The following is a 21,773-nucleotide window of genomic DNA, read 5'->3' as shown; positions in this document are numbered from 1 at the left end:
TACGCGTTATCTTTCAGGCTGATTCTGCGTATTTGAAAATTGAAACTTGTCAATCATAGCGGGTTAACAGGGTCGGGATGTAGCGAATTATGCAATAACGTGCTGAACCACCAGGTTAATCACACCGCCACCGACAATCAGCCAGATGAACAGCGCCAGCGCCATCAGCAGCGGTTTTGCCCCGGCTTTTTTCAGCGCGCTGACATGGGTGGTCAGCCCTAATGCCGCCATCGCCATCGCCAGCAGTACCGTATCCAGCGTGATCAGCATGTTGACGACGGCCTGCGGTAACAGGTGGAACGAGTTGAAAATGGCGACCACGATGAACAGAATCGCAAACCACGGAATAGTGATTTTGCTTTTTTCACCACCGTTGGCTGGTGAAAGCTGTTTCACGCGCGCCGCCATAAAGATAAGGAACGGCGCCAGCATCATCACGCGCAGCATTTTTGCAATGACCGCCGCGTTTTCTGCATCCGGGTTAATCGCGTGCCCTGCGGCAACCACCTGGGCGACTTCATGCATGGTTGAACCAATAAAGATGCCGTAGGTTTCCGGACTAAACCAGTGCGCCAGCAGTGGGTACATCGCCGGGTACAGGAAGATAGCCATCGTACCGAAGATCACTACCGTTGCCACGGCGACCGTCACTTTGCTGGCCTCCGCTTTGACGACCGGCTCGGTTGCCAGTACGGCTGCCGCGCCGCAAATACTGCTACCGGCACCAATCAGCCAACTGGTCTGTCTGTCCAGCCCAAAGACTTTTTGCCCCAGAAAGCAGGCCAACATAAAGGTGCTCGACAGGGTCAGGATGTCGATCACAATACCACTGACGCCGACATCGGCAATTTGCGCGAACGTCAGGCGAAAACCGTAAAGGATAATCCCCAGTCGTAACAGATGTTGTTTGGCAAACAGTACGCCGCCATCACAGCTTTTCCAGATGTGCGGATAGACGGTGTTGCCTATCACCATCCCCACTAAAATGGCTAAGGTCAGGGCGCTGAACCCGGCCCCCGCCACGGCGGGAATGGAACCACCCCATAAGGCAACGCCTGTAATTACTGCACTCAGGGCGAGCCCTGGAATAAAATGCCACACGGTACGACGATGATTCGTTAAGGTGAGTTCTGTCATTGCCTTCTCCTCTTTTCTGGGCAGAAGAGTACGGCGAACTGGTTTAAAAATAAAATTGATTATATATTTATAATTAATCTTTATAAGTGGTAAGCGACCATGCACATCACCCTGCGGCAACTCGAAGTGTTCACCGAAGTTTTGAAAAGCGGCTCAACGACGCAAGCGTCCGTGATGCTGGCCTTATCGCAGTCTGCGGTCAGTGCGGCGCTGACCGATCTGGAAGGTCAGCTTGGCGTGCAGTTATTTGATCGCGTGGGTAAACGGCTAGTGGTGAACGAACATGGGCGTTTACTCTATCCGCGGGCGCTGGCGCTGCTGGAACAGGCGGTGGAGATTGAGCAACTGTTTCGTGAGGACAACGGGGCTATTCGCGTGTATGCCAGTAGTACCATCGGCAACTATATCCTGCCTGGAGTGATCGCCCGCTATCGGCATGACTTTCCCGATCTCCCGCTGGAACTGAGCGTCGGTAACAGTCAGGATGTCGTTACGGCGGTGCTCGATTTTCGGGTAGATATTGGTTTGATCGAAGGACCCTGCCACAGCACAGAGATTATCTCAGAGCCGTGGCTGGACGATGAGCTGGTGGTGTTCGCCGCGCCGTCATCGCCACTGGCGCAGGGGCCGGTAACACTTGAACAGCTTGCCTGCGCGCCGTGGATCCTGCGCGAGCGTGGTTCCGGTACGCGGGAAATTGTCGATTATCTGCTGCTGTCACACTTGCCTAAATTTGAAATGGCGATGGAACTGGGAAACTCAGAGGCCATTAAACACGCGGTGCGTCATGGGCTTGGCATTAGCTGCCTGTCGCGGCGGGTCATTGATGAGCAACTGCAGGCCGGGACCCTGTGTGAAGTTGCCGTGCCGCTTCCCCGACTGGTGCGCACACTCTGGCGCGTTCATCACCGGCAGAAACACCTTTCCAGCGCGTTGCAGCGTTTCCTTAGCTACTGTGAATAACCGGTTCCGGAACGGATGGCGCTAAGTGTATAAGCTTTGCAAACAGCGGATTCACTATTCTCTGCTATTACTTATAATCCGCGGCCAGTCATGAAGGTCTCTTATAACTGCGCATTTGTGCCGGAAGGAGAGCGTTTCGTCTGCTACAATCGCGCCTCATTTTTTGGATGGATAGCATTTTCACATGGTTTCCGAAACTAAAACCACAGAAGCGCCCGCGCTACGCCGCGAACTGAAGGCGCGTCACCTGACGATGATTGCCATTGGCGGTTCTATCGGAACAGGTCTTTTCGTTGCATCGGGTGCAACCATTTCCGCAGCAGGTCCAGGCGGGGCGCTGTTTTCTTATATTCTGATTGGCCTGATGGTGTACTTCCTGATGACCAGTCTGGGTGAGCTGGCGGCATATATGCCGGTGTCCGGTTCATTTGCAACTTACGGTCAGAACTATGTAGAAGAGGGCTTTGGCTTCGCGCTGGGCTGGAACTACTGGTACAACTGGGCGGTGACCATCGCCGTTGACCTTGTGGCGGCACAACTGGTGATGAGCTGGTGGTTCCCCGATACGCCGGGCTGGATCTGGAGCGCGCTGTTCCTGGGCGTAATCTTCCTGCTGAACTACATTTCGGTCAGAGGCTTCGGCGAAGCGGAATATTGGTTTTCGCTTATCAAAGTGGCGACGGTGATTATCTTTATCATTGTCGGCGTAATGATGATCGTGGGCATTTTCAAAGGCGCCCAGCCGGTGGGCTGGAGCAACTGGACGACGGGCGATGCGCCGTTTGCCGGTGGCTTTGCGGCAATGATAGGTGTGGCGATGATTGTCGGCTTCTCCTTCCAGGGAACGGAGCTGATTGGTATTGCTGCCGGTGAATCTGAAGATCCGGAAAAGAACATTCCGCGTGCGGTGCGTCAGGTGTTCTGGCGAATCCTGTTGTTCTATGTCTTCGCGATCCTGATTATCAGCCTGATCATTCCATACACCGATCCAAGCCTGCTGCGTAACGATGTTAAAGATATCAGCGTCAGTCCGTTTACGCTGGTCTTCCAGCATGCGGGACTGCTCTCTGCGGCTGCGGTGATGAATGCGGTGATCCTGACGGCGGTCCTGTCTGCGGGTAACTCCGGCATGTACGCGTCAACCCGTATGCTTTACACCCTGGCCTGCGACGGCAAAGCGCCGCGTGTTTTCGCGAAGCTTTCTCGTGGCGGCGTTCCGCGTAATGCACTGTATGCCACCACGGTCATTGCCGGTCTGTGCTTCCTGACGTCTATGTTCGGCAACCAGACCGTATACCTGTGGCTGTTGAACACCTCCGGGATGACCGGTTTTATCGCCTGGCTGGGCATCGCGATCAGTCACTATCGTTTCCGTCGCGGCTATGTGCTGCAGGGGCATGATGTGAAAGATCTGCCATACCGTTCAGGTTTCTTCCCGCTGGGGCCGATCTTCGCCTTTGTCCTGTGCCTGATTATCACGCTGGGACAAAACTATGAAGCGTTCCTTAAAGATTCCATTGACTGGGGCGGCGTGGCGGCAACCTATATCGGCATTCCGCTGTTCCTGATTATCTGGTTCGGCTACAAGCTGACGAAAGGAACGCACTTTGTTCGCTACAGTGAAATGCACTTTCCGGAACGTGTGAAGAAACCGCGTTAAGCGCTTCAGATAAGCACTAATACAAAAGCCCCGATTTCACGGGGCTTTTTGCTGGGCGGCATTCAGAAGTTGTACGTCAGACCTACCGTATAGCGACGACCATCCAGAATGGTGTCATAGGTGTCGTAATCAATCTGCTTATCCAGCGCGTTGTACACACCCGCCGTCACCAGCAAGTTCTTATTGGCGTTGTAGCGAACACCCACATCAACCTGCGTATAGGACGGCGTCCCCTGGGACATCGAGGTGCGGCTCAGATATTCGGACGTTTTTCCGCGAAAATTCAGGCGACTCCAGACGCCGACGACCTCAGTCGCCTGCCAGTCCAGCGTAGTATTGAACATATGTTTTGGCATTTTGTTCAGGGGCTTACCTGAGAACTGACCGCTCTTCTGTTCAGATTCGGTATAAGTGTAGTTTGCTGTCCAGTTAAGATCGCGTGTTACCTTCCAGCCGAATGTTGACTCCACACCGCGCATGTTGGCTTTATCCACGTTCACACGATCGCTGACAAAGTCATAGCTGGTACTGCCAATCGTACAGGCCGGGTCGGCGCTGCTGTTGCAACGACGAACTTCGGTGATTTTATCTTTGAAATCCGTGTTAAACAGGGTGATGCCGGCGTTGAGATTTTCACCGTTATCCCACAGCAGTCCCAGCTCTTCGCTCAGACTCTTTTCCGGTTTCAGATCCGGATTGCCGACGATAATCCCGTTCAGACGCCCCCCTCCGGTGACCTGGCCCCAGCTCGCGGAAGATTGACGCAGATCCGGCGCGCGGTAACCTGCGGAAACCCCACCTTTTAAGGTCCATTGGTCGCTCAGATGCCAGACGCCGTAACCGCGTGGCGTCCAGTTGTCACCGTAGTTTTCGTCTTTATCCATACGAATGCCGCCCGTCAGGGTGAAACTGTCGGTCATCGCCCATTCATCTTCTGCAAACAGCGCCCAGCTCCAGCGGGTCAGTTTATTCAGACCATCAGCCGCTTCCAGTTGGTTGCCGTTATCGCGCAGTTTTTCATAACGATACTGACCGCCCAGCGTCAGGGTATGAGCGCCGAGGAAAATCTGGTTCTGGTTATTAAAGATCGTGTTGTACGACTTCATCTCACGACCCGGATTGTTGGTCTCTTCCTGCTGAATATAGCTGGTGCTGTTGAAATCATCGTAATAGCCGCTGTGCGTCAATGAATACGTTGTGTGTTCGTAGCGGCTTTCACTTTTCGTGTTGGGTTTACAGGTTCCGTTTCGGCAGCTTTCTGCCGCCATTGATTTGCCTGGCGTACTGTCGCGATCCTGCAATTCACGGGCGATATCAAAATCGATGTCGTTTTTGTCGTCCGGAGTAAAGTTAAGGGTCAGACCGCCGTTACGCAGGCGCTGTTCATTATACCCGTTGACTATTTGGTCCTCCGCACGACGCGACAGTAATCCGGTCACTTTCGCGCCTAACAGACCGTCGATTAGCGGGCCAGAGGCATAAGCGTTGGTCTGGAACAGATCGCCGGAATCGCTGTTTTCCTGGAATGTTGCATCGCCGTGCAGGGAACCGTTCCAGCCTTTGGTGTTCGAGACCTTTTTGGTGATCACGTTAATCACGCCGCCCATTGCATCGGAACCGTAAAGCGATGACATTGGCCCGCGGATGACCTCAATACGCTCGATTGATTCCAGCGGTGGCAGCCAGCCTTGTTCGATACCGGCGTTATCGCTGTTCGGGCGCGTACCACGGGTGCTGATACGTTTGCCGTTCACCAGGAATAATGTGTACTGTGAGGCCATCCCGCGAATACTGATGTCACTGCTGCTGCCCCCACCGGTGACCACCACGCCAGGCACATCTTTCAGTGCGTCGGTGACATCGCGGTAGGCTTTATCTTCAATTTGCTGTTTTGAGATAACGGAAATTGAAGCCGGGGCGTTCTGAATTTTCTGCTCAAATCCCGTCGCGGTAACCACGACGGTATCCTGATCGGCAGCATGGCTGAGTGATGGGAGGCACGCCGCGCTGACTGCGACGGCAATAGCCTTAACGTGAGGTATAGTCATTTTGTCATTCCATTAAATGAGAAAAACCGCGTGTCATGTGAAAGGCCATGACAACTGTATGTGTTTGTCTTATAAGAACTCTTTGCGGTAAAGAAGCGGGGAGAATTGTACAAAACAATGAATATTTGTAAATACAAATGATAATTGAAATCATTTGTATTTGTTGGTTTTTGCAGGGAAATCATTCTGATTCAATAAGATAGAGAAACGTAAATCCGGAGGGAAGAGGAAGAGATGATGGAAAATCAGGAACAAAAAAGGAGGGCGTGGTGCCCTCCGGATGCTATTTCATAAGATGTTCTGCATGAAAACGCAGATGATCCTCAATAAAAGAGGCAATGAAGAAATAGCTGTGATCGTAACCAGGCTGAATACGCAGCGTCATCGGCCATGCGGTATGGCGTGCGGCTTCAGCCAGAACGGCGGGCTGTAACTGATCGGCCAGAAACTGATCGCTGTCGCCCTGGTCGATCAGCGTTGGAATGGCGTCTTCCGGCTTACTGGCATACATCAATGTGCAACTGTCCCATTCGGCCCAGGTGGATTTATCGTCGCCCAGGTAGGCGCTAAACGCTTTTTCGCCCCACGGTACACGACACGGATTAACAATAGGCGCGAAGGCAGAAACGCTGGTGTATTTACCTGGGTTTTTTAGCGCCATGATCAACGCGCCGTGACCGCCCATTGAGTGCCCACTGATCGCACAACGGTCGCTGACGTTGAATTGCGTCTGAATCAGGGCCGGCAATTCATCGCGCACATAGTCATACATCCGGTAGTGGGCTGCCCATGGTTGTTGCGTTGCGTTGAGATAAAAACCGGCCCCCTGACCCAGGTCATAACCCTCATCGTTGGCGATTTGTTCACCGCGCGGACTGGTATCCGGCATGACTAATACCATTCCCAACCTGGCGGCGATACGTTGTGCGCCTGCTTTGGTGGTGAAATTTTCGTCATTACAGGTTAATCCGGACAGCCAGTACAGCACAGGCGGTGGGGTATTATCACGAGGCGGGGGGAGAAAAATGCTGAACGTCATTGCGCAGTTCAGCGTGGTGGAGTCGTGCCGCCAGCGTTGTTGCCAGCCTTCAAAACAGCGGTGCTCTTCGAGCATTTCCATGCGTGGCTCCTTGTTGTGTTGAACCTGAATGTGTTCGCAAACTCCCCATAATACAGATAATTCATGGCACTGTGAGTAACTTTCACTTCCGAATTCAGCAAACTTGCTTCATCATCTGCACAACCCCGATTTAACATTTCCCGCTGCTTTGTCCAGTACGCGGTTTGAAAGGCAACAGCAATTTCAACAATTATCGTTGTGAATACTGGATTATGTGCGCGGCCTCACGCACAATAATCGGGCTGTCTACAGCCTACAAACTTTGCCCCACGCAGGGCAGAGGCGGCACACCTGCAGGAGAAGAATAGATGTCATCACTCAGTAAAGAAGCTGCCCTGGTTCATGAAGCGCTGGTTGCGCGAGGCCTGGAAACGCCGCTGCGCCCGCCCATGCATGAGATGGATAACGAAACGCGCAAACGTCTTATCTCAGGCCATATGACCGAGATTATGCAATTGCTGAATCTCGATCTGAGCGATGACAGCCTGATGGAAACGCCGCATCGTATCGCTAAGATGTATGTGGATGAGATTTTCTCGGGGCTGGATTACGCCAATTTCCCTAAAATCACCGTCATTGAAAACAAAATGAAGGTCGATGAGATGGTGACGGTACGTGACATCACGCTGACCAGCACCTGTGAACACCATTTTGTCACGATAGACGGTAAGGCGACCGTCGCGTATATCCCGAAAGACTCGGTGATTGGCTTATCAAAAATTAACCGCATCGTGCAGTTTTTTGCTCAACGCCCGCAGGTGCAGGAGCGCTTAACCCAGCAAATTCTGACAGCGCTGCAAACGCTGCTGGGAACGAACAACGTTGCGGTGTCGATTGATGCGGTACACTACTGTGTGAAAGCGCGCGGCATCCGCGATGCTACCAGTGCCACCACCACGACCTCTCTCGGCGGATTGTTTAAATCGAGCCAGAATACGCGTCAGGAATTCTTGCGCGCGGTACGTCATCATAACTGATTAAGGCAGGGCTTATGGAGCGTAATGTCACGCTGGATTTTGTTCGTGGCGTCGCCATCCTCGGCATCCTGCTTCTGAATATCAGCGCCTTTGGTCTGCCAAAGGCGGCTTATCTCAACCCTGCCTGGTACGGCAACATTACACTTCAGGACGCCTGGACATGGGCGGTTCTTGATCTCTTTGCGCAGGTCAAATTTCTCACCCTTTTTGCCCTCCTGTTCGGCGCCGGGCTGCAAATGCTGTTGCCGCGAGGCAAGCGCTGGATCCAGTCCCGGCTGACATTGCTGGTGTTACTCGGTTTTATTCATGCGTTGCTGTTCTGGGATGGCGATATTTTGCTGGCCTATGGGCTGGTGGGGCTTATCTGTTGGCGGCTGGTGCGCGATGCGCCGTCGGTAAAAAGCCTGTTTAATACCGGTGTGCTGCTCTATCTGGTCGGACTCGGCGTGCTGCTACTGCTCGGAGCAATCTCCAGTGGCGAAACCAACCGTGCCTGGACGCCAGATGCGTCGGCGTTACTCTATGAAAAATACTGGAAGATAAACGGCGGTATTGAAGCGATTGGTAATCGCGTGGACGCCTTATCGAATAGCCTACTGGCGCTGGGGGCGCAGTATGGCTGGCAACTGGCGGGCATGATGTTGCTCGGTGCCGCACTCATGCGCAGCGGCTGGCTAAAGGGGCAGTTCAGCCTTGCGCATTACCGGCGCAGCGGTTTTTTACTGGTTGCCGTTGGCCTGCTGATCAATTTTCCTGCGGTGGTCGCGCAGTGGCAACTTGACTGGAACTATCGCTGGTGCGCGTTCCTGTTACAGGCGCCGCGCGAGCTGAGCGCGCCTTTCCAGACGCTTGGCTATACCGCGCTGATGTTTGGTTACTGGCCGCAACTTAGCCGTTCAAAAATCATGATAGCGATTGCCTGTGTCGGGCGAATGGCGCTGAGCAATTACCTGCTGCAAACCCTGATTTGCACCACGTTGTTTTATCGATTCGGCTTATTTATGCAATTTGACCGTCTGGAACTGCTGCTGTTTGTTGTTCCGGTCTGGCTGGCAAACCTTCTTTTCTCAGTGATATGGCTGCGATTTCTCCCCCAGGGCCCGGTGGAGTGGCTCTGGCGACAGTTAACCCTGCGGGCATCAGGGATATCATTATCCCATACATCCAGATAACGATCTGGATCACAATCATTAACAAAATGGATGTAAGCGCTTTCATCCCTGTGACCGTACTCACGTAGTCCTTTTCCCTCCGCTGACAAAATAGCCGCCAGCTATGCAGTAAGCGACTGCAATTTCAAACAGGGTAGTCAATATGATCACCATTCGTGATGTGGCGCGTCAGGCAGGCGTATCTGTGGCGACGGTTTCCCGCGTATTAAACAACAGTGCGCTGGTCAGTCCCGATACGCGTGAAGCGGTAATGAAAGCGGTGACGCTGCTGGGGTATCGACCGAATGCCAATGCCCAGGCGCTGGCGACGCAGATTAGTGAGACCATCGGCGTGGTGGTGATGGACGTGTCTGATGCATTTTTTGGCGCGCTGGTGAAAGCGGTGGATCTGGTCGCCCAGCAGCATCAAAAGTACGTTCTGATTGGCAACAGTTATCATGAAGCAGAAAAGGAACGGCATGCCATCGAGGTTCTGATCCGCCAGCGGTGTAACGCGTTAATTGTTCACTCAAAAGCGTTGAGCGATCGGGAACTCTCGGATTTTATGGATCAGGTCCCGGGCATGGTGCTGATCAACCGTATTGTGCCTGGTTATGCCCATCGCTGCGTCTGCCTGGATAATATCAGCGGCGCGAAAATGGCCACGCGGATGCTGTTGAACAATGGGCATCAGCGTATCGGCTATCTGGCGTCCAGTCACCGAATTGAAGATGACGAGATGCGCCGGGAAGGGTGGAGCAGCGCGCTTAAAGAGCAGGGGATTATCTCATCTGATAGCTGGGTGGGAACCGGGTCGCCTGACATGCAAGGCGGGGAGGCGGCGATGGTCGAACTGCTGGGGCGCAATCTGCAACTCACCGCTGTCTTCGCCTATAACGACAACATGGCTGCCGGAGCGCTCACTGCGTTAAAGGACAACGGTATTTCCATTCCATTACATCTTTCCATCATCGGTTTTGATGACATTCCCATTGCCCGTTACACCGACCCTCAGTTAACTACGGTGCGCTATCCCATTGCTTCAATGGCAAAACTGGCGACGGAGCTTGCCTTGCAGGGAGCAGCCGGAACGCTGGATTTAACGGCAACGCACTGTTTTATGCCGACGCTTGTCAGACGACATTCCGTGGCGATTCGACAGAATGCGGCGGCGATCACTAACTCGTAATGTCACGAGATGTAACCGCTTTCAATCTGTGAGTAAATTCACAGTATCTTAACATTGTGATGGCTATGATGGCACCGCTTGTCGCACTGTAACTACGATGTAACTGTGAGTAATCACTTTTATCGACCAAAAGGCGTCTTAAGCGAAATTTATACCTGTTTTTGGAGCGTTACCGGGCAAGGAAGAGAGATTTTTTGAAAATGAGCCTCGGCGTTCACATAACACTTCGTTAACGTTCTGTTCGCCGGGCATTTATCTTACGCACTACCCTGCATAATAAAACCGGAGTTACCATGAATAAGAAGGTGTTGACCCTTTCTGCCGTAATGGCAAGCATGTTATTCGGCGCGGCTGCGCACGCTGCTGATACTCGCATCGGTGTGACAATCTACAAATATGACGATAACTTTATGTCCGTAGTGCGTAAAGCTATCGAAGCAGACGCGAAAGCGGCACCCGATGTTCAGTTGCTGATGAACGACTCCCAGAACGACCAGTCCAAACAAAACGATCAGATTGACGTACTGCTGGCAAAAGGCGTGAAAGCGCTGGCAATCAACCTGGTTGATCCGGCGGCTGCGGGAACCGTTATCGAGAAAGCGCGCGGTCAGAATGTGCCAGTGGTCTTCTTCAATAAAGAACCTTCCCGTAAAGCCCTCGACAGCTATGACAAGGCTTATTACGTTGGAACCGACTCCAAAGAATCCGGCATTATCCAGGGCGATTTGATTGCCAAACACTGGGCGGCCAATCAGGGTTGGGATCTGAACAAAGACGGTAAAATTCAGTTCGTGCTGCTGAAAGGCGAGCCGGGTCATCCGGATGCTGAAGCGCGTACCACTTACGTTATCAAAGAGCTGAACGACAAAGGCATTAAAACCGAACAGCTGCAACTGGATACCGCAATGTGGGATACCGCCATGGCGAAAGACAAAATGGACGCCTGGCTCTCTGGTCCAAATGCAAACAAAATTGAAGTGGTTATCGCCAACAATGACGCGATGGCGATGGGCGCAGTTGAAGCGCTGAAAGCACACAACAAAACCAGCGTACCGGTATTTGGTGTCGATGCGCTGCCAGAAGCGCTGGCGCTGGTGAAATCTGGCGCGCTGGCGGGTACGGTGCTGAACGATGCGAACAACCAGGCTAAAGCGACGTTCGATCTGGCGAAAAACCTTGCCGATGGTAAAGGTGCGGCTGACGGCACAAACTGGAAAATCGACAACAAAATCGTCCGTGTTCCTTACGTAGGCGTTGATAAAGATAACCTGGCCGAGTTCACCAAGAAGTAAGTTTGTCGGGCGCGATAATTATCGCGCCCCTTCATCACGCACTCTGCGAGGCCAACAAGGTATAATTATGGTCAGCACAACTACTCAGCCGTCAGGCGAATTCCTGTTGGAAATGCGCGGCATTAACAAGTCTTTTCCCGGTGTGAAGGCACTTGATAATGTTAATTTAAACGTCCGTCCGCATTCTATTCATGCCTTAATGGGAGAGAATGGCGCAGGGAAGTCGACACTATTAAAGTGTCTTTTTGGGATCTACCAAAAAGATTCTGGCAGCATATTATTTCAGGGTAAAGAAATCGATTTTCATTCAGCCAAAGAAGCGCTGGAGAATGGTATTTCCATGGTACACCAGGAGTTAAACCTGGTATTACAACGTTCTGTTATGGACAACATGTGGCTGGGGCGTTATCCCACTAAAGGCATGTTTGTCGATCAGGAGAAAATGTACCGCGATACCAAAGCGATATTTGATGAACTGGATATTGATATCGATCCGCGAGCGCGCGTCGGGACATTATCTGTGTCTCAAATGCAGATGATCGAAATTGCCAAAGCGTTTTCCTATAACGCGAAAATTGTCATTATGGATGAACCTACCTCTTCTTTAACAGAGAAAGAGGTGAACCATCTGTTTACTATTATTCGTAAATTAAAAGAGCGCGGCTGCGGTATTGTTTATATTTCGCATAAAATGGAAGAAATTTTCCAGTTGTGTGATGAGATTACCGTGCTGCGTGACGGCCAGTGGATTGCAACGCAGCCGCTGGAAGGGCTGGACATGGACAAGATCATCGCCATGATGGTCGGTCGTTCGCTGAATCAGCGCTTCCCGGATAAGGTTAATAAGCCGGGTGAAGTGATTCTGGAAGTGCGTAACCTGACTTCGTTGCGCCAGCCGTCTATTCGCGATGTCTCCTTTGATTTACATAAAGGTGAAATTCTCGGCATCGCTGGGCTGGTGGGCGCTAAACGCACTGACATCGTTGAAACGCTGTTTGGTATCCGCGAGAAATCATCGGGCACCATTACGCTACACGGCAAAAAAATTAATAACCATAATGCGAATGAAGCCATTAACCACGGTTTTGCATTAGTCACTGAAGAACGTCGTTCCACGGGGATTTATGCTTATCTGGATATTGGTTTTAACTCATTAATTTCTAATATTCAGAATTATAAAAATAAAGTCGGTCTGTTAGATAACTCCCGAATGAAAAGCGATACCCAATGGGTCATTGATTCTATGCGGGTAAAAACGCCAGGTCATAAGACGCAAATTGGTTCGCTTTCGGGGGGGAATCAGCAGAAGGTGGTTATTGGCCGCTGGCTGCTGACGCAACCGGAAATTTTAATGCTCGACGAACCCACACGTGGGATCGATGTCGGTGCGAAGTTTGAAATTTATCAGTTAATAGCGGAACTGGCGAAAAAAGGAAAAGGGATCATTATCATCTCCTCCGAAATGCCAGAATTGTTAGGGATAACAGATCGTATTCTGGTCATGAGTAACGGACTCGTTGCTGGAATTGTTGATACGAAAACGACAACGCAAAACGAAATTTTGCGTCTTGCGTCTTTGCACCTTTAAGATCAGGGGCTCCTCATGAGTGCGTTAAATAAGAAAAGTTTTCTTACTTATCTGAAAGAGGGCGGTATTTACGTCGTTCTTTTAGTCTTGCTGGCCATTATTATTTTCCAGGATCCCACGTTCTTAAGTCTGCTTAACTTAAGTAATATTCTTACCCAGTCCTCCGTCCGTATTATTATCGCGCTGGGCGTGGCGGGATTGATTGTGACACAAGGTACTGACCTGTCAGCAGGACGTCAGGTCGGGCTGGCGGCGGTTATTGCCGCAACACTCCTGCAATCGATGGAGAATGCTAATAAAGTGTTCCCGGAGATGGCAACCATGCCGATTGCGCTGGTGATCCTGATTGTCTGTGTGATTGGCGCGATTATCGGGCTGCTCAACGGTATTATCATCGCTTATCTGAATGTGACGCCGTTTATCACAACGCTCGGCACGATGATTATCGTCTACGGGATCAACTCTCTGTATTACGACTTCGTGGGGGCATCGCCGATTTCAGGCTTTGACAGCGGCTTCTCCACCTTCGCGCAAGGCTTTATTGCGCTGGGCAGTTTCCGGCTATCATATATCACCTTCTATGCGCTGATTGCGGTGGCCTTTGTCTGGGTGCTGTGGAATAAAACCCGCTTTGGTAAAAACATTTTCGCCATCGGCGGCAACCCGGAAGCGGCGAAGGTGTCGGGTGTTAACGTCGCGCTGAACCTGCTGATGATCTATGCGCTGTCCGGTGTGTTCTACGCGTTTGGTGGTTTGCTGGAAGCGGGACGTATCGGTTCTGCGACCAACAACCTTGGCTTTATGTATGAACTGGATGCGATTGCGGCCTGTGTGGTTGGCGGCGTGTCGTTCAGCGGCGGGGTAGGGACGGTGTTCGGCGTGGTGACCGGTGTGATTATCTTTACCGTCATCAACTACGGTCTGACCTATATCGGCGTAAACCCATACTGGCAGTACATCATCAAGGGCGGCATTATTATCTTCGCGGTGGCGCTGGATTCCCTGAAATACGCGCGTAAGAAGTAATCCGTCAGTGCAGAAAAAACCGGTGCAGACAGGCTGCGCCGGTTTTTTTATTTGATAAAGACCAACCAGATCCCCACCAGCAGCGCCCCAACAGAAAGACCAAAGTAAACGCCGATATAGCTCCAGTAAGTTGTGGGTTCAGCGGAGCGCTGAATTACGCGTGGGGTTTGCGAGCCTTTAACCGTTTTCTCTACCGCGCCGGAACGCAGTCCTCTAATCCCTTCCCGTAAGGTCCAGGCGACGATCATCAGCACGCCAATCACAATAAAAAGCGTTTTGTCTTCCATGGTTATTTTCCTTGTTTCTTTTGCAGTTCAAGTAACTGTTCCGGGGTCACGGCCGGATAGCCCTGCGCATCATCAGGCACCTGATGTTGGGCCGGGATGGGAACGAGCGGACCAAGGAATCGCGGTTCACGTTTAAACAGATAGAGATCGGCCAGTGCGCCAAAGCGAGCGCCAAACTCACGTACCCGCACGGTCAGCATATCCTTTGGCGAAGGTACGGCGTAGCACTGCGCCTGAATACCCATATGCAGGGCAATAAACAGTGCGCGCTCGCAATGGAAACGCTGGGTAATGATGATGAAGTCATTGGTATCAAAGACTTTACGGGTGCGGACAATCGAATCCAGGGTGCGGAATCCGGCGTAATCCAGAACGATGTCGGCCGGGTCGACGCCCGCCGCAATCAGATCCTTACGCATCGTCATCGGTTCGTTATAGCTTTGCATGGCGTTATCGCCACTGAGCAGCAGGTAATTGACCTTCCCGCTGTTATACGCGTTAAGCGCGCCCTGAATACGGTAGCGATAATACTGATTAATCACCCCAGTACGATAATATTTGGCCGTACCGAGCACCACGCCGACCTGGCGATAGGGCAGGTCCTGAAGTTCATCGTAAATATAGGGGGCGGTTTTCCAGCTCATCCAGCGATCAAGGCCCAGCACGATCAACAGCAGCAAGCCGATCAGGACTAACAGGCTGTATAAGACGCGCTTTAGCATGAAGAAAACTCGGTAACTGGATGATATTTCAATCAGGCTACTGTACCCGCTGTTGAAGCGCAAGAAACAGCAGACTGATTGGGGGGATTTTCAGCAATACGCGGTAACAACCAGTGACGTGAACGTTAGCCTGATAAACATAGCGCCATCAGGCAATTGGGCCGGATGATAGCGAAAACACCATACCCGGCCTATGAACTGACGCCAACAGGTGATTAACTCAAAAGCACACGATCGATGTTATTACAGCCCAGCGCTTTCAGCGTGGCGGCAGTTGCATCCCACTGGATCAGCGGCGCATCGGCTTTTTCCGCCAGGACCGCTCGCTGAATATCGTCATAACCGTAGCCGTTCAGATTCAACAGAATAAGCGCGCCCTGTAATGGCGGCAGCGTCGGGTTAAATGCGGCATTTTCGCCATAGCTTCCGCTAAAAATGCGACCGTCTTTGCATTCCAGCGCCACACCGCTTGGCGCCTGGCTGTACGGCATATGGCTGCGGTTCGCGGCAGCAATTGCGGCTTGCGCCAGCGCATCGCCCTGAGGAGCAAAACCGTGATGCTCTTCATCCATCAGAAGCGTTTTAATGTCGAGATCTTTCGGCCCAAACGCATCAGGCAAATAGTCGCGCAGCGTGTGCGGTTCGCGACCCGGCAGATGGATACGCAAATCCAGCCCACTGTTCAGTTCGTTCATGAACTGGCGGCAGTGACCACAGGGCGTGTAGTTGACGGTGATCGCCGCAAGGCTTTTTTCCCCGCGTAGCCAGGCATGGCTGATGGCGCTTTGTTCAGCGTGAACGGTTTGCTGCATGGTCGCGCCAATAAACTCCATATTTGCGCCGAAATACCATGTTCCGCTCACGCCGCGGGCAATTGCGCCGACGTTAAAGTGAGACAACGGAGTACAGGCGCAGGCCGCCGCCAGGGGGAGCAGTGCGAATGCCAGCGCGTCTTCGTCCAGTCCCGTAACGTTTTTAAGCGTTGAGACCTGCTCAGCCGTCAGCGAGGCAGGGAAATGCGTGTCCGCCATAAGCGGTGCCAGGGCTGATTGCAAATTTTCCGCAAGCTGGCTAAACGCAGTGTGAAAACGTGGATGCATGGCGTTGCCTCATAACAATGTATTGGGATCGTAGTGTACGAGCCTGTTACGGCTACATGTGTGATCTTAATCTCATTATGTATGCAACTAATGTAACTTAAATGAAAAATGCGCGACGCATCGCAAATTTTAGCCCACCACGGCGAGGATAACCGGAAACAGGAACGGGGCGATAAGCGACGTAATAATCCCGCAAATCACCAGCGCCAGGGAACTGAACGCGCCTTCCTGATAGTCCAGCTCCGCACAGCGGGCGGTGCCCAGGGCGTGAGACGCCGTACCCATTGCCAGGCCTCGTGCCGCTTTGGTGTGAATATGCATGGCGTTCAGCAACGTATGACCGAAGACCGCGCCGAGAATACCGACGAAAATCACGCATACGGCACTCACTGCCGGAATGCCGCCAATGCTGCCGCCAACGGCCATCGCAATCGGCGTGGTGACCGATTTTGGCAGTACTGATGCTGCGATTTCGGGTGTCGCCCCCATTAAAAGCGCTACCGAGGTGCCTGTGACCATCGCCACGAGGCTACCGACAAAACAGATGGTAATGATTGACTTCCAGCGTGCGCGAATCTGGTGCAACTGTTCATATAGTGGGTAAGCCAGCGCTACCACAGCCGGTTGTAACAGGTCGTTCAGTATCTCGCTGCCTTTAAAATAACTGTCGTAGGAGATACCGGTCAGCAGCAGGAAAGGGATAATTACCACCATGGCGACCAGCAGTGGATTGAGCAAAGGAAACTTAAAACGTGCAGCCAGTTTGCGTGCGCCGAAAAAAACCGCCAGCGTCAGCGGTAAAGACCACCAGATAGACGACATCATTCTTCAGACCCTTTCTGACCAACCACTTTGCGTTCACCGTGGACCAGGTGCGAACTCCAGCTCACTACCAGAAAAACCACCAGCGTACTGATTGCACATGACACAACCACCGGACCAAACTGCGCGCGCAGTAAATCGAAATACTGCATCACGCCGACGCCAATCGGTACAAACAACAGCGCCATATAGCGAATCAACACGTAGCAACCGGGGTTGACCCATTTGGCGGGAATGATCTGCAGCGCCAGCAGTACAAACAGGATGAGCATGCCGATAATGCTGCCAGAAATGGCGACAGGCAGCAGGGACGCAATAAAAATACCTGCATACAGACAGGCATAAATCAGCACGAAAGCGCGTAAATATTGCCAGATGATATTCAGTGTCTTGCTCATGTTTTAATTCCTTGAAGCGACAGATTCATCATACAATTAAACTCTAAAACGTGCTATCGATCACATCATGAATTCTTAGCATACAAAAGATAGATAACGGGAACACTGTGCAATGTGCCCAATCCGTCGGGCTAAACTTGTGCCAGCAACTGCAGAAAACGGCTAAGCGCAGTGGACGGTGTTTCGTTATTGCGCCAGAACACGCCCACACTGCCTTTTTGTTCGATTTTCGGCAGATTCAGGATCACCAGTTGCCCCTGACTGGCATAGCGCTGCGCAAGGCGTAAAGAAAGAATAGAGATCATATCGCTGCTTTGCAGCAGATTAGTACTGACGTTCATGGATGCCGATTCTATGATGTTCTCCGGCAGCATAACCCCATTGTCAACCAGTGCATTATCAATGCTCAGGCGGATAGGGGTTCCTGTTGGCCAGACAATCCAGCGCCAGTGGGCGAGATCGGCCCAGGTGAGGGTGGCGTATTCCGCTAACGGATGGTGCGGGCGCGCGACAAAGCAGACCGGTTCAGTGTACAGCACCTCATAATTGAGCGGCAGTTGTAGCGCTCGTCCGCCGACACGACCCACGACCACATCAACCGAACCGGCAAGCAGATCGTGCAGTAGCGGCGTCATAACTTTCTCTTCAATGTTCAGATGCAGCGTCGGCATCTCAACGAGCAGATTCAAAATCGCCTGTGAGACGCAGTCTGTCGCCACCGGCGAGCAGCCAATCTTCAGACTCCCCACCAGGCCGCCTTCTTTAAAGCGTGCCATTTCATACTGCGAACGTTCCATGTCATTGATTAAACGCTGAGCGTGTTGCAACAGCAATTTGCCGCCTTCCGAGGGACGCAGCCCTTTACTGTGACGCTCAAAAAGGGTGATCCCCATCTCATCTTCAAGCTGTGACAGCCATTTTGACAGCGCCGGCTGGGTGATATTCATCATTCGCGCAACGTGCGTGAGATTCCCTTGTTCGCCCAGCGCGACCAGCATTTGCAGATGGTGAAGCTTCAGTTTTTGCGCCCAGTTTGCCATCAGCGATAACCTCCAGGTTATGTCTCTGCATGAAATGCCATTGTACATTTTATCGCCCAATCTACAAACTCGTAACATATCAAAAACAAAACAATCTCTTCCCTACCTGCACCGAGGCATTCACTATGACTCAACGACGTGAACTACAAGCCCTGATTGATGCTGCTTCCGTCAGCAAAACTCAGTGGCGGGTGATCATCTGCTGCTTTCTGGTGGTCATGCTTGATGGTTTTGATACTGCAGCCATTGGCTTTATTGCACCCGATATTCGCACCCACTGGCAGTTAACGGCCGGCGATTTGGCGCCGCTGTTTGGCGCGGGGTTGTTAGGGCTGACGGCTGGGGCGTTACTGTGCGGCCCGTTGTCGGACCGCTTTGGTCGCAAACGGGTGATTGAACTTTGCGTGGCGCTGTTTGGCGCGTTGAGTCTGCTCTCTGCCTTCTCGCCGGATCTGCAGACGCTGGTCATTCTGCGTTTCCTCACCGGACTTGGCCTGGGCGGGGCGATGCCGAACACCATCACCATGACCTCCGAATATTTGCCTGCCCGCCGTCGCGGTGCGCTGGTTACGCTGATGTTTTGCGGCTTTACCCTCGGCTCCGCAATGGGCGGTATTGTCAGCGCGCAACTGGTCCCGGTCATTGGCTGGCATGGCATCCTGGTGCTCGGCGGCGTATTACCGCTGATGCTGTTCTTTGTCCTGCTTGCTGTCCTGCCGGAATCTCCCCGCTGGCAGGTTCGCCGCCAGCTACCGCAGGCAACCATCGCCAGAACGGTGAGCGCCATCACGGGGGAACGTTACGACAATACCCACTTTTACCTCAATGAAGCAGCCGCGATCGCAAAAGGGAGCATTCGTCAGCTTTTCGTCGGGCGTCAGTTGCCCATAACCCTGATGCTATGGGTGGTCTTCTTCATGAGTCTGTTAATTATCTATCTGCTGTCGAGCTGGATGCCGACGCTGTTGAACCACCGTGGCATTGATTTGCAGCAGGCCTCCTGGGTGACGGCGGCGTTTCAGATTGGCGGTACGCTTGGCGCGCTGGCGTTGGGGGTGCTGATGGATAAACACAATCCGTTCCGGGTGCTGGCGGTGAGCTATGCCCTGGGCGCGGTATGCATCGTCATGATTGGCCTGAGTGAAAACGGACTCTGGCTGATGGCGCTGGCTATCTTCGGAACCGGTGTCGGGATCAGTGGCTCACAGGTGGGGCTAAATGCCCTGACCGCAACACTCTATCCCACCCAGAGCCGTGCGACGGGCGTGAGCTGGTCCAACGCCGTGGGGCGCTGCGGCGCGATTGTCGGCTCACTCTCTGGTGGCGTGATGATGGCGATGAATTTCTCTTTCGACACCCTGTTTTTCATTATCGCTGTTCCGGCGGCTATCAGCGCGGTGATGTTAGCCGCACTGACAATTGTGGTTCGCCAGTCAGCCTCTGTCCCGGATAGCTTGCCTCGCGCAAGTGTTGTGAACGAATAAGGAGAATCCCTGTGTCTGAACATAATCAGGATGTTAAAAACAACCGCCAGCAGTTTTACCAGCATATTTCGGGGCAGAACCTGACCCCGCTGTGGGAATCGCTGCATCATCTGGTGCCGAAGACGCCCAATCCGACCTGCGCTCCGGCCTACTGGAATTACCAGGAAATTCGCCCGCTGCTGCTGGAAAGCGGCAAGCTGATTGGTGCGAAAGAAGCCATTCGCCGGGTGCTGGTACTGGAAAACCCGATGTTACGCGGGCAGTCTTCCATCACCTCGACACTCTACGCAGGGTTGCAATTGATCATGCCGGGCGAAGTGGCCCCCAGCCATCGTCATAACCAGTCGGCCTTACGTTTCATTGTGGAAGGTAAAGGGGCATTCACCGCCGTTGACGGCGAGCGGACGCAGATGCACACCGGTGACTTTATTCTGACCCCGCAGTGGCAATGGCACGACCACGGCAACCCCGGTGACGAGCCGGTTGTCTGGCTGGACGGTCTGGATCTGCCGCTCGTTAACTTGCTCGGATGCGGTTTTGCCGAAGATTATCCGGAAGATCAGCAGCCGGTTTCGCGTAAAGAGGGCGATTACCTGCCGCGCTACGCCGCCAACATGCTGCCGTTGCGTCACCAGAAAGGAAATTCATCGCCCATTTTCAACTATCGCTATGACCGCAGCCGTGAAGCCCTGCATGACCTGATGCGCCTGGGCGATGCCGATGAGTGGGATGGCTACAAGATGCGCTATGTCAACCCGGTAACCGGTGGCTATCCGATGCCGTCGATGGGGACGTTCCTGCAACTGCTGCCAAAAGGCTTTGTCTCGCGGGTGGCGCGTACCACTGACAGCACGATTTACCATGTGGTGGAAGGCGCAGGGGAAGTCACCGTCGGCAACGAGACGTTCCAGTTTTCAGCCAAAGATATTTTTGTGGTGCCGACATGGCACGGTGTGTCGTTCAAAACCACCGATGAAACCGTTTTATTCAGTTTTTCAGACCGGCCGGTACAGGAAGCCCTCGGGTTGTTCCGCGAAGCTCGCTATTAATTTGGGAGAGAAAAATGACTCAGTATGTATTTGAACCACAAGCGCCAGTCACTGTACCGGTTGTCGGTAGCGATGCGCAGTTCCCGGTCCGCCGCGTTTACTGCGTGGGGCGCAACTATGCCGCCCATGCCCGCGAAATGGGATTTGATCCGGATCGCGAGCCGCCGTTCTTTTTCTGTAAACCTGCCGATGCGATCGTACCGGTCGCCGCGGGTGAAACCTTAGCGCTGCCATACCCGACGCAAACCGATAACTATCACTATGAAATCGAACTGGTGGTCGCCATCGGCAAAAAAGGCAGCGATATTCCGCTCGAAAAAGCCCATGAATACGTCTGGGGTTACGCGACCGGTCTGGACATGACGCGTCGCGACCGCCAGATGGAGATGCGTCAAATGGGGCGTCCGTGGGAGATCGGTAAAGCGTTTGACCTGTCGGCGCCCATCGCACCGTTGCATAAAGCCAGTGAGATCGCAGATATCACCCGCGCGCCCATCTGGTTACAGGTGAACGGCGAGGATCATCAGCGCAGCGACATTCGTCATTTAATCTGGTCGGTTAATGAAACCATCAGCTATCTGTCCGGATTCTTCGAGCTGCAACCTGGCGACCTGATCTTCACCGGCACGCCGGAAGGCGTCGGGGCGGTAGTGAAAGGGGATGTGATTACCGGCGGCGTGGACGGCTTAACGCCTGTCACTGTGAAGATTGTCTGAGGTG

Annotated in this window: 20 protein-coding genes; 11 read left to right on the top strand and 9 right to left on the bottom strand. The window is 52.8% G+C overall.

Annotation, left to right across the window (positions count from 1 at the left end; all coding sequences use genetic code 11):
- Positions 1 to 87 precede the first annotated feature (87 nt).
- Positions 88 to 1,137, bottom strand: a complete 1,050-nt coding sequence (locus tag WB371_RS06640; RefSeq protein ID WP_336219299.1) for a YeiH family protein — start codon at positions 1,135 to 1,137, stop codon at positions 88 to 90.
- 99 nt (positions 1,138 to 1,236) lie between these two features.
- On the opposite strand from WB371_RS06640, the gene yieE reads away from it, so the two are divergent.
- Together yieE and lysP are read left to right on the top strand one after the other, a co-directional pair.
- Positions 1,237 to 2,100 carry a DNA-binding transcriptional regulator YeiE gene (gene yieE / locus WB371_RS06635; protein ID WP_336219298.1) on the top strand — a complete coding sequence of 288 codons (864 nt, stop codon included), beginning with the start codon at positions 1,237 to 1,239 and terminating at the stop codon, positions 2,098 to 2,100.
- A gap of 184 nt (positions 2,101 to 2,284) precedes the next feature.
- A complete protein-coding gene (lysP, locus tag WB371_RS06630) occupies positions 2,285 to 3,760 on the top strand; it encodes a lysine-specific permease (RefSeq protein ID WP_336219297.1) in 1,476 nt (491 codons plus the stop codon).
- A gap of 62 nt (positions 3,761 to 3,822) precedes the next feature.
- Here lysP and WB371_RS06625 read toward each other — a convergent pair whose 3' ends face one another.
- A complete protein-coding gene (locus WB371_RS06625) occupies positions 3,823 to 5,808 on the bottom strand; it encodes a ligand-gated channel protein (RefSeq protein WP_336219296.1) in 1,986 nt (661 codons plus the stop codon).
- Between the two features lie 283 nt (positions 5,809 to 6,091).
- Entirely contained in the window at positions 6,092 to 6,928 is an 837-nt protein-coding gene (fghA, locus tag WB371_RS06620) for an S-formylglutathione hydrolase (RefSeq protein ID WP_336219295.1), read from the bottom strand.
- A gap of 308 nt (positions 6,929 to 7,236) precedes the next feature.
- Here fghA and folE point away from each other — a divergent pair, with 308 nt between their 5' ends.
- From folE to mglC, 6 genes are all read left to right on the top strand, one after another.
- Positions 7,237 to 7,905: a GTP cyclohydrolase I FolE gene (gene folE, locus WB371_RS06615; protein WP_336219294.1), complete on the top strand. Its 669-nt coding sequence runs from the start codon at positions 7,237 to 7,239 to the stop codon at positions 7,903 to 7,905.
- A 14-nt stretch (positions 7,906 to 7,919) separates the two neighbouring features.
- On the top strand, positions 7,920 to 9,077 hold the full coding sequence (yeiB, locus tag WB371_RS06610; protein WP_336219293.1) for a DUF418 domain-containing protein YeiB: 1,158 nt from the start codon (positions 7,920 to 7,922) through the stop codon (positions 9,075 to 9,077).
- Between the two features lie 142 nt (positions 9,078 to 9,219).
- On the top strand, positions 9,220 to 10,245 hold the full coding sequence (gene galS, locus WB371_RS06605; protein WP_336219292.1) for an HTH-type transcriptional regulator GalS: 1,026 nt from the start codon (positions 9,220 to 9,222) through the stop codon (positions 10,243 to 10,245).
- Positions 10,246 to 10,538: 293 nt separating this feature from the next.
- A complete protein-coding gene (gene mglB / locus WB371_RS06600) occupies positions 10,539 to 11,537 on the top strand; it encodes a galactose/glucose ABC transporter substrate-binding protein MglB (RefSeq protein WP_336219291.1) in 999 nt (332 codons plus the stop codon).
- Positions 11,538 to 11,604: 67 nt separating this feature from the next.
- Positions 11,605 to 13,125, top strand: coding sequence for a galactose/methyl galactoside ABC transporter ATP-binding protein MglA (mglA, locus tag WB371_RS06595; RefSeq protein WP_336219290.1), 1,521 nt, complete (start codon positions 11,605 to 11,607; stop codon positions 13,123 to 13,125).
- A 15-nt stretch (positions 13,126 to 13,140) separates the two neighbouring features.
- Complete coding sequence (gene mglC, locus WB371_RS06590) at positions 13,141 to 14,151, top strand: galactose/methyl galactoside ABC transporter permease MglC (protein WP_336219289.1); 1,011 nt, start codon at positions 13,141 to 13,143, stop codon at positions 14,149 to 14,151.
- Positions 14,152 to 14,198: 47 nt separating this feature from the next.
- On the opposite strand, the gene WB371_RS06585 is transcribed toward mglC, so the two are convergent.
- The 6 genes from WB371_RS06585 to WB371_RS06560 all read right to left on the bottom strand — a co-directional run bounded on the left by WB371_RS06585 (position 14,199) and on the right by WB371_RS06560 (position 18,520).
- Complete coding sequence (locus WB371_RS06585; protein ID WP_336219288.1) at positions 14,199 to 14,438, bottom strand: DUF2542 family protein; 240 nt, start codon at positions 14,436 to 14,438, stop codon at positions 14,199 to 14,201.
- A 2-nt stretch (positions 14,439 to 14,440) separates the two neighbouring features.
- The gene (gene sanA / locus WB371_RS06580) at positions 14,441 to 15,160 is read right to left on the bottom strand and encodes an outer membrane permeability protein SanA (protein ID WP_336219287.1); all 720 of its coding nucleotides are present in this window, start codon (positions 15,158 to 15,160) and stop codon (positions 14,441 to 14,443) included.
- A 215-nt stretch (positions 15,161 to 15,375) separates the two neighbouring features.
- Complete coding sequence (gene cdd, locus WB371_RS06575; protein ID WP_336219286.1) at positions 15,376 to 16,260, bottom strand: cytidine deaminase; 885 nt, start codon at positions 16,258 to 16,260, stop codon at positions 15,376 to 15,378.
- A gap of 129 nt (positions 16,261 to 16,389) precedes the next feature.
- Entirely contained in the window at positions 16,390 to 17,085 is a 696-nt protein-coding gene (locus tag WB371_RS06570; protein ID WP_336219285.1) for a CidB/LrgB family autolysis modulator, read from the bottom strand.
- The gene (locus WB371_RS06565) at positions 17,082 to 17,480 is read right to left on the bottom strand and encodes a CidA/LrgA family protein (RefSeq protein WP_336219284.1); all 399 of its coding nucleotides are present in this window, start codon (positions 17,478 to 17,480) and stop codon (positions 17,082 to 17,084) included. The genes WB371_RS06570 and WB371_RS06565 overlap by 4 nt, the downstream gene beginning before the upstream one ends.
- Positions 17,481 to 17,611: 131 nt before the next feature.
- A complete protein-coding gene (locus WB371_RS06560) occupies positions 17,612 to 18,520 on the bottom strand; it encodes a LysR substrate-binding domain-containing protein (RefSeq protein WP_336219283.1) in 909 nt (302 codons plus the stop codon).
- 125 nt (positions 18,521 to 18,645) lie between these two features.
- On the opposite strand from WB371_RS06560, the gene WB371_RS06555 reads away from it, so the two are divergent.
- From WB371_RS06555 to WB371_RS06545, 3 genes are read left to right on the top strand one after another with little or no spacing between them, the layout of a single operon-like run.
- Positions 18,646 to 20,004, top strand: a complete 1,359-nt coding sequence (locus WB371_RS06555; RefSeq protein ID WP_336219282.1) for an aromatic acid/H+ symport family MFS transporter — start codon at positions 18,646 to 18,648, stop codon at positions 20,002 to 20,004.
- A gap of 11 nt (positions 20,005 to 20,015) precedes the next feature.
- A complete protein-coding gene (gene gtdA / locus WB371_RS06550; RefSeq protein WP_336219281.1) occupies positions 20,016 to 21,053 on the top strand; it encodes a gentisate 1,2-dioxygenase in 1,038 nt (345 codons plus the stop codon).
- A gap of 14 nt (positions 21,054 to 21,067) precedes the next feature.
- Positions 21,068 to 21,769 carry a fumarylacetoacetate hydrolase family protein gene (locus WB371_RS06545; RefSeq protein WP_336219280.1) on the top strand — a complete coding sequence of 234 codons (702 nt, stop codon included), beginning with the start codon at positions 21,068 to 21,070 and terminating at the stop codon, positions 21,767 to 21,769.
- The last annotated feature ends 4 nt before the right edge of the window (positions 21,770 to 21,773 follow it).

The organism is Citrobacter amalonaticus, assembly GCF_037053465.1.
Classification (GTDB): Bacteria; Pseudomonadota; Gammaproteobacteria; order Enterobacterales; family Enterobacteriaceae; genus Citrobacter_A; species Citrobacter_A amalonaticus_H.
Note: the sequence above shows the minus strand (reverse complement) of the source record. Positions and strands in the feature narration are given on the sequence as shown.